Genomic DNA, 14,014 nt, shown 5'->3' on the forward strand with positions numbered 1-14,014 from the left:
ACTTTTTCAAACAAAGAAAAGCTTAGAATTGCTTAGCGAAATGAACGAATGCCCAAGAAATCCTTCATGGGGCTAATCAATATATAACTTTTTCAACAGATTGAAGGGAGTAAGATTTTGTCTACTCCCTAAGTATTAACTCCTCTATAGCCTTTGCTACTCCATCGTTATCATTTGTATCTGTTACATAAGCTGCTATCTCTTTTATTTCCTCCTCCGCATTTCCCATTGCTATAGGAAAACCTGCAAATTCAAACATAGTCTTATCGTTTTCATTATCACCAAAACAAACTATCGCTTCTCTATCTATATCAAAAAATTCCGCAAGCCTTTTTAATGCATTACCCTTTGACACTTCTTTATCCATTATCTCAAAGTTGTTCATATATGATGAAAAAATTGAAACATCCATATTATCTCTAATATATTTTTTTAGTTCCTGAAGCTTCTCTACCTCATCTTCAAGAGCCATAACAACAACCTTTAAGAAATTCTCTCCCTCTTTTTCAACAACATCCTCAAGGCTGTCTACTATCTGTATATTTATTCTTTCATCCTCTGGAACTGTTTCATTCCACTTTGAATAGTTTAAGGATGAATGTATGAGCTTTTCTGAATATATAGTATCAGTTGTGTATATATGTGGATAAAATCCCCATTCTCTTGTAACCTTTATTATATCCAATAGAGTTTCTTTTTTTATGTATTTTTCATATATAACCTCATTTCTATCCTTTTCACGAATATATGCTCCATTTGACGCTATGATAGGTGCCTTTGTGCCTATTATTCTTGCATAGGATTTTGCTGAGGTGAAAATCCTACCTGTACAAATAACCAACTTAATCCCCTTCTCAGATGCCCTCCTTAAGACATCTTTAGTATATTCAGTCACCTGCTTTTGGCTATTTAATAGTGTTCCGTCCATATCCATTGCTATCAATTTGTATTTCAAAGCTATCATCCTTTCGCTAATATTCCCTAAAAATTATACTATAAAATAATAAAAATATAAAACATAAACTTTTTATTCATATTCTAAAATTTAAGGACAGGCTATTTTAGCCCGTCCTCAAGAAATTTCCACTCTAATACATCTCCATCCTTTAAAGTATATGAACCTGAACCTACAGAAGGCTTTACACCATTTACAAAATAACACCAACCACTATTTGCACCATAATCCCTTTCCTTTAACCCTGCAATTGATGAAAAGTAAATACTACCTCCTGTTCCCTTGGCTCTATAGGATATCTTATTATCTATCAATACCTTCAATGTAACATCTCCTGCAGTTTTTGAATTGATGTCTACATAGCCCTTATAAATTACTTTATTGTTTATTGTATCAATTATAAAAACATTTGGTTTTAAAGCTGCAGATTTATTATTCTTTGAGACATTGTTCTTTTCTGTTTTATTTTTACTCTCCTCATTTTTATTTAGACTATTTGTGCTATTTTTACTTTCTTCCTTTTTTGCCTCGCTTGATTTATTCTGTTCTTGTTTTACAACCGCACTATCATTACCTTGGCTTTTGTCCTTAACACTATTTTCTTCAACCTTATCTTTATTTTCATCCCTTTGTTCTACTTTTTTTTCCTCTTTATTATTCAATTCAATATTCTCTACTACTGGTTTTTGAAGCCTATTTTGTAAACTGCCTGCAAAAGATATTGCTGTAACTGATAAAACAAGCATTACTACAATTAGCAGTAACTTCTTTTTCATATGACTGCCTCCTAAGCCCTTTTTTGCTTTTTAATCAAAACTATACCTAATAATATCATTAAAATTGATAATACCGCTACTATATTTGCATCAAACATATCACCTGTTTTTGGAAGTAGCTTCTTTGCTTCCTCCTCACCAGTATATTCAAATACCTTTAGCTTACTAACATCCACATTATTTCCAAAGAAATTATACTTTCCTGCCCTTTTAAACTCCCTTATTGCAATAAGTGCTCTTAAGGCTTGTTCTGTTGCCATATAATCAGCCTTCTTGTTTAATTCGTGGGCAAACTGTCCATCATTAACTCTAAAGCTTAAAAGTGCAGAATATAAATCTCCATTTGTCTTTGTAAACTTAATTCCCTCTGGATTTTCTCCAACCGCAGTAAGTCCTAATATTACAAATGAAATTGTTTCGCTAAAGCTTCCAAAGCTATCGGGTATATATCCAGAATCTATCTGCATTTTAGATAAACTGTCAACAGCCTTATCTACTGATGCCTTTACCTTTTCATTTGACATATAAGGTGAAAGGGCTGTAAGAGCAACACCAGTAATATCAGGGTTTATTCCCATTTCAGAATTTAGAGTCCATCCATATAGTTCTTTACCATTTTTATTAACTGTAATTGCCTTATCAAGTATAAACTCAACAAGTTTTTCTCTTGTTATTTTATAGCTCGACTTATCGGCTGTATAGTCTAACGCAAGAAGTGCAAAAATAGCATCGTTTATAAGGAATTTATCTATACTTCTCTTATTGTATAGTTCCTCCATTAGGTTGTATCCTGCAAAGTTGTATGGACTATATCCTGCTGCTGTCAATGTAATAATTAACTTTTCTATATCTGTATTTGTATATTCATCTATTCCATAGGATTTAAGTTCCTTTGCTGCATCCTCAATTAGCTTTTCATCTATCTTTTTTCCCATCTTTGAAAGGCTTAAAAATGCCCACATATCTAATTGGTTCTTTTCAATGTAACCTAACGTTAAATTTAAATCCTCTTCTATATTCTTCTTTATTAGGTTATTATTCTTTGAGATAACTTCAGTATAAGCACTATCTCTATAATCTAAACTTGGGCTATTTACTCCATCAATATTAAATACACCCTCATCCTTAACAACAGTTGGGGATTTATCCACATTATAACCACTTATTTTGTAGCTGTGGATTCCCTTTTCTAAACCTTCTATGCTTATCTCTCCATTTTCATTTGTTATATAATTCTTTTCATCAACCGTTACAATAGCACCAGCAATTGGAGTTGTTACCTCCTTGTTTTGATACCAATCAAAATAAGTATATGCAAATTGGATTTTAAAAGGTTTATTTGCCTCTACAATATCTGGAGTAAACTTTATATTGTTTACATAAGCTGTTGTAGAATCTCCATAGAATACAACTATCTCATCACCATCGTTTGGAATATATGATTCTATTGAAGTCATAGGAGTCTCTATTTTATTTTTGCTCTTTATATAATACATCCATCCATCATATCCACCAAATTTACCAGCCTTTAGACCATTTATTTCTTCAACATATTTGCCCCACTTACTTTCTTTAACCGTATATGAAATACTATTATTGTTAAGAAGTTTTTCTAATCCTGAAAGAGCAGTTTTTTCCTCTACTTCACCTCTTACAATAGTATCAAGTAATCCCTCTACTCTTATTGTAAATTTTGGTTTTTTTATTTCAAACTTAATTGCATCTGCTACTATATTAGGAATTTCATTTTCCTCTTTAAAATCATAAAACTTAAGCTCGTGTACTCCCTCATTAAGTCCCTGTGGAAGTTCTATTCTATTTTCTGTAACCTCTACACTTTTTCCATCTATTTCAGCCTTAAATCCCTCTATTTTAGTTACTGTATTAGTCCAATCATCATAATTGTTAAACGTAATAGTCAATGCCTTGTTAGGACTTAAGGTTGAGAAACTTATATCATTTGCTAAATATGGCTTTGGATAACAGCCATAGTATAGTAATAGTTTTTCACCCTTTTTAAGTTCAGTCCCGTCAATTGAAGTCATAGGCACTTCATACTTTCCATCCCTTTGGATAGCATACATCCAACCTGAATAATCACCTAAACTTCCTTCCTTAAGTCCATTAACTTCTGAAATATACTTTCCATAACCACTGTCCTTTAATACATAGCTTATTCCCTTTGATTTTAAAACCTCATCCAAAGCATCAAGGGCGTTAGTCTTTTGTGTCTCTCCCTCTGCAATTATACCCTGATTGCTCTCTACAACTACATATACACTGTTTGAATTTGCTAAAGCTTGCTTAGGAAGTATTGCTAAAAATTGTAATAGTATAAAGATAGAAAGAACTATTCTGGAAACTGTTTTTTTCATACATCTCCCCCCACTTCTTTAATATATGTTACCTCCAGCCTATTTTTAAATCGTTTTAGTATCTTGTACATTTCATCATAAAATAGAACTGAGAAAATAAAGTTTGAGCTTGAATGGAGTACGTCAAATACTAATCCTGATAAATAGGCTAAGGTAATTGTTTTTATATTAATAGGCCTTATAAAGCCTATAATATGCCAAAGATTCATAATCCAATCAAACATAAAGCCATAAAGAAAACATATTATTGAAAAATACTCTAATTTTATTTTTTTTCTAATAAAACCAGAAATCATTCCAACCAATCCCCAAGCAAACATCTGCCATATTGTCCAGGGACCGTGGCCTAGAAAAATATTTGAAACAAAAGCAGCTACATTGCCTACTAAAAAACCAACAAAGGGCCCAAATACATTTCCAGATACCGCAACTATAAAGGTAGTTGGCTGGACATTTGGAATTGCACCAAAAGGAATTCTAAAAACACCTGCAATTGCACCTAATGTTGCAATAAGCCCTATCTCCTTTGTCCCCATTTTGCTCCTTTCAAAATATATAAAGGCAGCAAATAAAATAAAAATTAAAGAAAAGTTTATAAAAAGTTCAATGTTCACTTATTTCCCTCCAAAGCCTCTATAAACTGTTTATAGGTAAAAATTCCGCCCTTAAATTCTCTAATCAACTTATTTATCTCTGTTGTATAAAAGATGCAATCCTCTAATACCTTTCTATCTCCCATCTCTGCTATCTCACCATTAAACATTAATATAAACTTATCTGAAATATCTGCTGCAAACTCTATATCGTGTGTAATCAAAATTATAGATACACCTTCATCTGCAAGCCCTTTAAGAATTTTTGCTATTTCACCTTTAATATTATTATCTATTCCCCTTGTAGGTTCATCTAAAAGAAGAACCTTAGGTCTTAATATAAGTGTGTTTGCAAGTGCAAGCCTCTGTTTCTCTCCTCCACTTAAATCCCTTGGATTTTTATCCTTATGTTTATATAAATCTAATTTTTTAAGTATATCATCTACAATCCCTTTATCCTTTATATTAAAATTGTTAAGAGTAAACAGAAGTTCCTCATAAACTGTATCCTTGGTAATATAGTCATTTGGATTTTGAGAAAGATATCCTATTTGCAGTGCCCTATCCTTTATGCTTAATTTATTCATAGTTTTTCCATCTAAAAGTATATTTCCCCTATAATCAACAAGCCCTATGATTGACTTTAAAAGTGTTGATTTTCCTGCACCATTTGGTCCTATTAGGGCAGCTATTTCTCCGTTTTTAATGCTAAACCCAACATTTTTTACAGCAGTAAAACTGCCATATTTTACTGTTATATTATCAACCTTAAGCCTATCTTCTCCTTTATTTTCTTCTTTGTTAATGCTCTTTAAACTTATATCCTTCAACCTACTTTTTATTACTCTACTATCTGAAGGATATTGTTCAATTCCAATCTTTTTCGCAACCTTAATTCTTGAAGGAAAAAATTGATGTACCACACTATTATTTATCCTATAAGCCTCTTCCTTTGTACCTACAAATTCAATTCTTCCATCCTTCATAACTATAAGTTTATCTATACTGTCAAACCATCTTGACACCCTCTGCTCTATGACAATAACATTTATCATAAGCTCTCTATTTATCTTTTTTACAATATTTAATATTTCATCTGCACTTACAGGATCAAGCTGTGAGGTTGGCTCATCTAAAATTATACACCTTGGCATAAAGGAAAGTGCTGAAGCTATTGCAACCTTCTGCTTTTGTCCACCAGATAAAGTTGATATATCCCTGTCATATAAATCTGTAATTCCACAAAACTCAAGTGACTCCCATATTCTCTTTTTAATAGTACCTTCATCTAATGCTATATTTTCAAGACCAAAGGCTATTTCCCTATATACCTTATTCATCAAAAGCTGCCTTTCAGGATCTTGAAAAACCATAGTAATAAGCGAAGCTCTTCTTCTTTCATCTATCTTTAGTATTTCTTCATCATCTAAAAGAACCTTGCCTCCTATTTTACCACCATAAAAATTTGGCACTGCTCCTGTTATGCATTTTGCAAGAGTGGATTTTCCCGAACCAGAATATCCCGCAACTAAAATAAACTCTCCATCCTTTATTTCTAAATTTATATCATCTAATGCCTTTTCATTAGAATTTGGATAATAATAATTTAAATTTTGTATTTTAATTTGCATATACATTCTCCTTGTAGTAATAATTAATTACAAAACTTAAAACAAAAACTAATACACATACCGAAAAGGTAAAAGGATTTAATGTTAATTTATAATCATCATATACATTGTAATCAGTAACCTTTTTAACAATTAAAAAGTAGAAAATAGATATTATACTTATTATTGAAACTAAATAATCAATATGTTTAAATTTGCTTTTATTAAATACAGTTCTTTTACCTGATAAAAAACCTCTTATGTAGGCAGACTCTGATATATCAAAGGAAGCTTCAAGGGATTCCTCTATTAAAACAATAATAAGTGGAATTTGTGCCTTTATCCTTTGGAATCTACTTTTACTGTTAAACTCAACCCCTCTAACTTGATAAATATCCCTTAAATCCTTTAATTTCTTTTTCATCGTAGGAATAAGTTTAAAACAAACCATAAAAAGTAATGTTGTTTTTGGCATCTTTGATGAAAAAAAAGATAATGCTGCATCTGAATCTATATAAATTTCAAATATATAAAATAAATAAATTATTATTAGAAGTTTTACTGCAAACAAAACACTATATATTAAATTTTCAAGAGTGATATACTTGTTAAAAACATTAAAAAGCACTACCACTCCTGCATTAACAAATAGTAAATTTATAAAAACTGTTATAGCTAAAAGAGGTAAAAATACCTTAACTGTTGAAATTATAAGTTCCTTTTTATTAAAATATAAAAACACAACTAATTCGCAAATTAAAATACTTAATAAAACCAAAGGATTCATAGTTAAAAAGCATATAGAAACTATCATTAGTGCATATAAAATTATAGACAATATATGTAAAGAATATCTATTCATTTTTTTCACTCCATAAATAATTATCTATGATTAAATATTGAAAATATCTAAGTTAATTTTATTAAATACTATACTTCTATTTATAATTCCCTTTTATCATAAAAAAAAGGCCCAGTAAGGGCCTTAAAATACTATGCTTAATATTTTAAGTCTCCCTTCCCTCCGAAGGTAACTTTATCCCTTTACAGGCAGGTTTCCTGGCTTGTGGTTCATCCTCTACCTAACCTTCCCAATAAGGTGGTATACTTAGGCTTCGTCACCACTCACAGTAGCGGGGGCTGCAACGGATTTTAACCGTTTTCCCTTTTAACCATAAAATATGGCACCTGTAAAAATATTTACTTTTCAAATATAATATATAATATTCTAAGAAAATAATCAACGTTTTTTTAAAATTTTCTTTATATTTATCCAAGTTAACATTTTACTATTTACTTAATCATAATTTTAATATAAACTAATTTAAAACAGTATTTCGGAGGGATGGTATGGAATATATTTGCCCATTATGTAAAACTGAAGGAGACATAGTACAAAGAATAACTGTTGAAAGTCTTGTTAATGACCACTTTAAAAAACATTTAAAATCCAGCGAATATGGTCTATGTAAAAATCCAGATTGCGATATAGTTTATTTTAACAATGAAACATCGGAAGTATATTTCCAAAGAGATATAAAGGTACCTGTTTGGTATAAAAATCAAGAAAATCCTATCGTGTGTTACTGTGGAAATGTTACCTTGAAGGATATCATCGAACTTGTAGTTGAAAAGCAGGAGGTTAAGACGTTTCAAGAATTAGTTAATGCAACTGATGCTATGAAAAACTGCCGATGCAAAACACAAAATCCATCAGGAAAATGCTGCAAAGAGTTTTTAGAGGATGCCTTTAATTATGCCATAAGTCTAATTAGCGATAAACCTAATCAAAATCGTTTATGAAAATAAATACGTTTTAGATATTAATTTATAAAAAATAGAATTTAATTAGCCCCATTAAGGATATATTAACCTAAAATTCCTTTTTGGGGCTTTTTAATATAAAACTTATTAATAAGTTATAAGTGATATGACTGCCATTAATAAAACTCCCGTTAAGGCACTTATACCATAAAGAAGCCCTATAATTTTTACCGCATCAAGCTTATTTTTAGACTCCTTTACTAAAAATATTAAACCTAAACCTGCATTTGCACATAGCCCTGCAATTGCACTTGAAAAGCTAATTATTCCTAAAACAAAGGCCTGAATTATTCCAACTGATATTGCACAGTTTGGAATAAGTCCCACCAATGAAACAAATATAGGCTGCACAAAGGATGATTTACCTAAAATACCTACACTTTTATCAATTTGGAAGGTTTCCACTAAGTATCCAAGTGCTAAATTAATTAAGAACATATATATAAATATTTTTAAACTCTTTTTTATTGAATGATATAAGACTTCTTTGAAATCAAAGTGGTCTGTTAAACACTCATCGGTGGCTGCAAGTTCTGCTCCTGTATCGTTTACTTCGTTTACTCTGGACTTTAGCACAAAATCAACTAAATATCCCCAAACGACAGCAATACTAAACTTAAGAAGAATAAAAGGTAGCACCTTATCCATAGCTTCTGTATTTGAAATCAATACAGGAAGTGCCTCATCAGAGGTTGCTAAAAATATTGAAAGAAGTGTACCTAATGTAATATAACCCTGAAAATAAAACATAACTCCAAGTATTGAAAAACCACACTGTGGCACAATACCAAGGGCTGCACCAATTATAGGTCCAAACTTTCCTGCACTTTTTATCTTATAATCATACTTTTTTCCCATCCTATGTTCAATGAACTCGATGAAAACAAAGGCTACTATAAGTATAGGTAGTGCTATTATTGTATCGTGCAATGCCTCGTGTAAAAATTCCATAATACCCCTCCTCTATTTGCAAATAATTTGCATTATCTATTATAATATTATTCCCAAATTATATCAATATATACATAAAATTTTAAATATTAGTTTCACATTAAATAAAAACACCATAAGCAATGTGAAGCAAATATCTTTAAAAGCTCTAAAGCTTATTCAGATTGTTGACAATCCAATCGTTAGTTGAAGTATGAAAAAGCCCCATGAAAGGATTTCAAAAGGCTCTTTCATGAGCTTTAGCGAAATGAAAGAATGCCCAAGAAATCCTTAATGGGGCTAATCAATATATAACTTTTTAAACAGCCTGTATAAGCTCTAAAGCTTATTTCATACATCTTGTTACTTCATTTATTGTTTATGGTATCATAAAAATATTATTTTAAAACTTAAAAACCTACATCCAAATTAACCAAGCTACTATATATCCAGAAATTACCGCAGATAGTGTAAAAGGTACACTTAGCTTCATAAAATCCTTTGCCTTAACTTCATATCCTTCATTTCTTAAAATACCAAGTGTAGTTATATTAGCCGATGCACCAATTGGTGTAATATTTCCCCCTAATGTTGCACCAACCAAAAGTCCATAGTATAGAACATATGGTTCAATCCCCATACCAGCTGCCACCTTTGCTGCAACTGGAAGCATTGTTGCAGTGTATGGAATGTTATCAATAAAGGCTGAAACCACAACAGAGAACCAAACAAATAGGGAATATATTGTAAATAATCCCCCATTACCAAACTTTAAAAATAGTTTGCTAATGTCGTTAATAACTCCAACTTCTGTTATTCCGCCTATTATTATAAAAAGAGACATCAAAATTAATATTGTCTGGTAATCTATTTGTAATAGAGTTGCATTTAGGGCATCTTTATTTTTATTGATTAAAAGTTCCTTAATTAATCCTATTTGTAATAGAATAACACATATTAAACCATTTGTAATGGAAGGTTTATTTGGTATAAATGATGCTAAAATTAAAAGAACAACCATTGATAAAATTAGATATGTTGGGAACATATCCTCAACCTTTTCCCTCTCTTCAAGATGGATAGGCTGATTATATTTTCTAAAAAATACTACCAAAACAAAGGATGCCACTATCGCACCAAGTTGAACTATAAAAAACAATCCTATTCTTCCCTTGAAAAAGAAGAAATCTAAAAAATCCATATTTGCAAATCCACCAAGAAGCAGTGATGTAGTATCACCAACCAATGTTGCAGCTCCCTGTAGATTTGAAGAAATAGATATTGCAATTAGCATATATACAGGTGAAATGTTTATTCTTCTTGCTAAATTTAGTGCAACCGGTGCAATAATAAGGACTGTTGCAACATTATCTATAAAAGCTGAAACAATACCCGCAAACAAGGATAGTGAAATAATAACCCATTTTACAGAACCCACCCTATCGACTATAAAATCAGCCATTGCGGCAGGCATTTTTGATTCAATAAAAAGTGAAACTATCCCCATAGTTCCTGTAATCATTAAAATAACATTCCAGTCTATAGTACTAAAAACCTTGTTGTAAGGAAGAATTCCTAATAATACAAACAAAAATGCAACAACAACTGCCACCTGAGTTCTATATTTTGGCATAAGTATTAAAAGTAGATACGTTAGTAAAAATAATATTAATGCTAATGTCTTCATCATTCGTCCCCCTTATTTCAATATACATTTAAATATAAACCTCTTAAAATGCTTTTTAGGCACTATTGCATAATCTAATGTCTTAAATCCAGCTTCCTCTAACTCCTTTCTTATGTCGCTTACAGCAGCAATCACTGCCTCCTTTGTTATTCCTGCTGCTGACTTTAAAATGTGCATAATCTCTTCATCAGAGGTTACAGATAAAATCCCATAGGGTAAATCAATTATAGCCAAATCATATTTTTTATCCACATCAGCTATATCTTTATTTTCAACCTTTACATCATATCCAAAAAACTCTATATTTTTTACTGCATTCTCTACTACCTTATCATTTATATCATAACCCTCTATATCTACAGAAAGTGCTGCTGCCTCAAGAAGAACCGTTCCCACACCACAGCAGGGGTCTACAACCTTTTTATCAAGATTATCCCCAAGACCTATGTTTAGCATACTTCTTGCTATTCTAACAGGAAGAGCATTGCAGTAATAAACAGGCTTATGTTCGTGCTTATGCCATTCTCCACTATTTTTTATGTACCTACCAAATATCCACATTCCATCAACTAAAGTTAATGCAAACATAACTTTAGGATTATAAACATCAACATCTCCCTCTATTCTCTCTCCAATTATCCCCTCAAGCCTATGCTTTTCATTAAATTCAACCTTTACCTTATCATCTACATCAAAATACTTTACTTTGTATTTTTCTTGGTTTAAATTAAGCTCCTCAACCTTTTTAATTAATTCATCAAAACTATTTGAGCTTGCCAGAATATCTATTTTATACTTTATAAAAACACTTCTATTTATATCAAAATCCTTTTCACTTAAGAAATATTTTTCACTTAAATCCTTATTAAAAATTACCCTCATCTCTAAATTGCATAGTTCAGCTTCATCTGGTCTGTAATTAATGTAATACAAAAACATACTCTCACCTCAAAATTTAAGGCTGCATAACGCAGCCTAATTATCAATGCTTTATATTATCCCATACATAGGCTATTTTTGCAACCTTTCTACCTTCAACATCAACTACAACTTCCCTAAACACTTTTCCACCCATCTTTTCATAGAATTTTCTATTTTTATTATCCTTATAGGTCCAGACAATTAAATTTTTAATGTTTTCTTCAGCCAACTTTTCTACTGCAGCATTAAAAAGCATTGTTCCTATCCCCTGACGCTGATAGTCACTATACACATAGATTGACTTAATAACTCCTTGATAGTTTTCAAATCCGTCTGTTGAAAAAACAATAAATCCAACTAATTCTCCATCCTCATTTTCTGCAACAAACATATATTCTCTTGTTTCAGGGTCTTCAAATAGTCTATCAAGCCAAGTATCCTCAAGTTCATCATAGGTTCTATGTTCTAAAAATTCATTTGGAATTATTCCCTCATAAGTATCCTTCCAAACATCCATGTGTATCTTGGCGACAGACGGGACATCACTTGGAATAGCTTCTCTAACCAACATTACAACTCCTCCAAATTATAATCTTATTATATTTATATAAAATCTACGAATTTATTTTACATTTTTATTATACAAAAGTAAAGAAAACTTAGAGGGAATAAAGCTCTATATTTATCTTTTTTTCCTTAAATATCGCAATTATTTATATTTATTTAAATTATAGTCCTGCTGCTGTGTTAATATTCCTATAATGTGCCTCAACATACTCACTTGATGTATCCTGACTGTGTGGGAGGCTATTTTTTAAGTATAAATCAAAATGTCCTGTTACTCCATTATTTGTAATTATCTGTGCACTGTGGGGCATACCTGATAATGAAGCTGCAATATTCATACCATCTTTAAATATAACAACTGGTCTTGGATTCCACTGCCAAGTTCCAAATAAGCTCCTCATTACCTCTGTATCCTCTACTGTTAAAGGTTCCACATCACTATGGTTGTATCCTCCCATCATCTTTACTTTAAACTGTTTGCCTGTCTGAACATCGACTATTGTAAATATATCTCCTCTTTTTATTATGTACTGTCCTTCTAAAAACCAATCTACAATTTTACCTCTTGTGGAAGGAGAGGTTGCTTCACCTGGAGTAACAGTATACACTCTTGGTGCATATCCTGATATTGCTATTTTATCCCCAGCGTCAAGCCAATCGTCAGGCGACATATAATTATATCTTAATATGTTGTCAACTGTAGTGTTAAACTTTTTAGCAACAGAATAGACAGTATCCCCAGGCTGCACAATGTATGTAACAGCAGGCCACTCATATACAGGAGTTGGAGTTATTGTAGGTGGTTTTACCTCCTCTATAGTCTTATCAGGAATAAAGAGCCTCTGGCCAATATTTATGATGTCTGTTGTCAAATTGTTTAATCTTTTTATTTCATCAACCGATACCCTAAAACTCTGAGAAATCTTCCAGAGTGTATCCCCTGATTTTACTGTATAAAAACTTCCATAGACAATATTCTCTTTTACCTTTAATATCTGACCTGGATATATAGTATCTGTAGTCATATTATTTAAGGTTTTAAGTTGAGAGACTGAAATACCAAAGGTTTGAGCTATTTTCCATAATGTATCTCCCGATTTTACTGTATATGTATCATAATAGGTTAATGATTCCTTTATCTCTTCCCTCAATCTTAAGATCTGACCAACATATATAGTATCAGTTTTTAAATCATTAAGGCTTTTTATTTTATCTATAGAAACACCAAAAGTTTGAGCTATTTTCCATAGGGTATCTCCTGATTTTACTGTATAAAACTCTGGAATTTGCTGTGAAGTAGTAATAGATGCCTCTGCCTTTGTTCCTAATGCATCTATCCCAAGGGGTATTGTTGCAAGGAGCATAGTCCCAAGCATTATTTTAGCAGAGGATATTTTTATATTTGGGAATTTATCCTCTATTATTTTTTGAACATATTCCTTTAAATCCTGACAGTTTTTCTTTATAATTTCGCCAAGTTCAGAGGAAATCTCTACTGAATTTGTATTTACATAAAGTATAAGTACATAGTCATCTCTATGTCTTTCTAAATTATATCCACGAAAGATTGACATAATAACACCTCCTTCCCCTTATTTTTTCCAAATATGAAGATTTATATTTATCAAAAGGATATAAAGTAAAAAATCCCCCATAGGCGGATTTTTACAGGCTGTTAAAAAAGTTATATATTGATTAGCCCCATGAAGGATTTCTTGGGCATCGATTCATTTCGCTAAGCAATTCTAAGCTTTTCTTTGTTTGAAAAAGTCCTAC

At 31.4% G+C, this 14,014-nt stretch carries 12 protein-coding genes and 1 riboswitch; of the genes, 1 reads left to right on the forward strand and 11 read right to left on the reverse strand.

All coding sequences use genetic code 11. The features are described 5' to 3' along the window. Positions 1–121: 121 nt before the first annotated feature. The 6 genes from JG776_RS11015 to JG776_RS11040 form a co-directional block, all read right to left on the reverse strand. Positions 122–955: a Cof-type HAD-IIB family hydrolase gene (locus JG776_RS11015; RefSeq protein ID WP_291967475.1), complete on the reverse strand. Its 834-nt coding sequence runs from the start codon at positions 953–955 to the stop codon at positions 122–124. Positions 956–1,056: 101 nt separating this feature from the next. Next, positions 1,057–1,731 carry a DUF4430 domain-containing protein gene (locus tag JG776_RS11020; protein ID WP_291967477.1) on the reverse strand — a complete coding sequence of 225 codons (675 nt, stop codon included), beginning with the start codon at positions 1,729–1,731 and terminating at the stop codon, positions 1,057–1,059. 11 nt (positions 1,732–1,742) lie between these two features. Continuing rightward, positions 1,743–4,106: a DUF4430 domain-containing protein gene (locus JG776_RS11025; protein WP_291967480.1), complete on the reverse strand. Its 2,364-nt coding sequence runs from the start codon at positions 4,104–4,106 to the stop codon at positions 1,743–1,745. Continuing rightward, positions 4,103–4,720 (reverse strand): ECF transporter S component, encoded by a 618-nt coding sequence (locus tag JG776_RS11030; RefSeq protein ID WP_291967482.1) that lies wholly within the window; start codon positions 4,718–4,720, stop codon positions 4,103–4,105. The genes JG776_RS11025 and JG776_RS11030 overlap by 4 nt, the downstream gene beginning before the upstream one ends. Continuing rightward, positions 4,717–6,330 carry an ABC transporter ATP-binding protein gene (locus tag JG776_RS11035; protein WP_291967484.1) on the reverse strand — a complete coding sequence of 538 codons (1,614 nt, stop codon included), beginning with the start codon at positions 6,328–6,330 and terminating at the stop codon, positions 4,717–4,719. Before JG776_RS11035 ends, JG776_RS11030 begins: the two co-directional genes overlap by 4 nt. Next, a complete protein-coding gene (locus JG776_RS11040; RefSeq protein WP_291967486.1) occupies positions 6,320–7,171 on the reverse strand; it encodes an energy-coupling factor transporter transmembrane component T in 852 nt (283 codons plus the stop codon). Before JG776_RS11040 ends, JG776_RS11035 begins: the two co-directional genes overlap by 11 nt. Positions 7,172–7,340: 169 nt before the next feature. Further along, positions 7,341–7,516: riboswitch (cobalamin riboswitch) on the reverse strand. Positions 7,517–7,659: 143 nt separating this feature from the next. Between JG776_RS11040 and JG776_RS11045 the strand changes: the two genes are divergently transcribed. Then, positions 7,660–8,112 carry a hypothetical protein gene (locus JG776_RS11045; protein ID WP_291967488.1) on the forward strand — a complete coding sequence of 151 codons (453 nt, stop codon included), beginning with the start codon at positions 7,660–7,662 and terminating at the stop codon, positions 8,110–8,112. 108 nt (positions 8,113–8,220) lie between these two features. Here JG776_RS11045 and JG776_RS11050 read toward each other — a convergent pair whose 3' ends face one another. The 5 genes from JG776_RS11050 to JG776_RS11070 all read right to left on the reverse strand — a co-directional run bounded on the left by JG776_RS11050 (position 8,221) and on the right by JG776_RS11070 (position 13,812). Then, positions 8,221–9,084 (reverse strand): putative manganese transporter, encoded by an 864-nt coding sequence (locus JG776_RS11050; RefSeq protein ID WP_291967490.1) that lies wholly within the window; start codon positions 9,082–9,084, stop codon positions 8,221–8,223. Between the two features lie 397 nt (positions 9,085–9,481). Further along, positions 9,482–10,750, reverse strand: coding sequence for an SLC13 family permease (locus tag JG776_RS11055; protein WP_291967491.1), 1,269 nt, complete (start codon positions 10,748–10,750; stop codon positions 9,482–9,484). A gap of 12 nt (positions 10,751–10,762) precedes the next feature. Then, the gene (locus tag JG776_RS11060) at positions 10,763–11,689 is read right to left on the reverse strand and encodes a methyltransferase domain-containing protein (protein WP_291967493.1); all 927 of its coding nucleotides are present in this window, start codon (positions 11,687–11,689) and stop codon (positions 10,763–10,765) included. A 43-nt stretch (positions 11,690–11,732) separates the two neighbouring features. Further along, positions 11,733–12,242: a GNAT family N-acetyltransferase gene (locus tag JG776_RS11065; RefSeq protein ID WP_291967495.1), complete on the reverse strand. Its 510-nt coding sequence runs from the start codon at positions 12,240–12,242 to the stop codon at positions 11,733–11,735. 157 nt (positions 12,243–12,399) lie between these two features. After that, positions 12,400–13,812 carry a LysM peptidoglycan-binding domain-containing protein gene (locus tag JG776_RS11070; RefSeq protein WP_291967497.1) on the reverse strand — a complete coding sequence of 471 codons (1,413 nt, stop codon included), beginning with the start codon at positions 13,810–13,812 and terminating at the stop codon, positions 12,400–12,402. Between the last annotated feature and the right edge of the window lie 202 nt (positions 13,813–14,014).

Source organism: Caloramator sp., from assembly GCF_020054765.1.
GTDB classification, from domain to species: Bacteria; Bacillota; Clostridia; order Clostridiales; family Caloramatoraceae; genus Thermobrachium; species Thermobrachium proteoclasticum.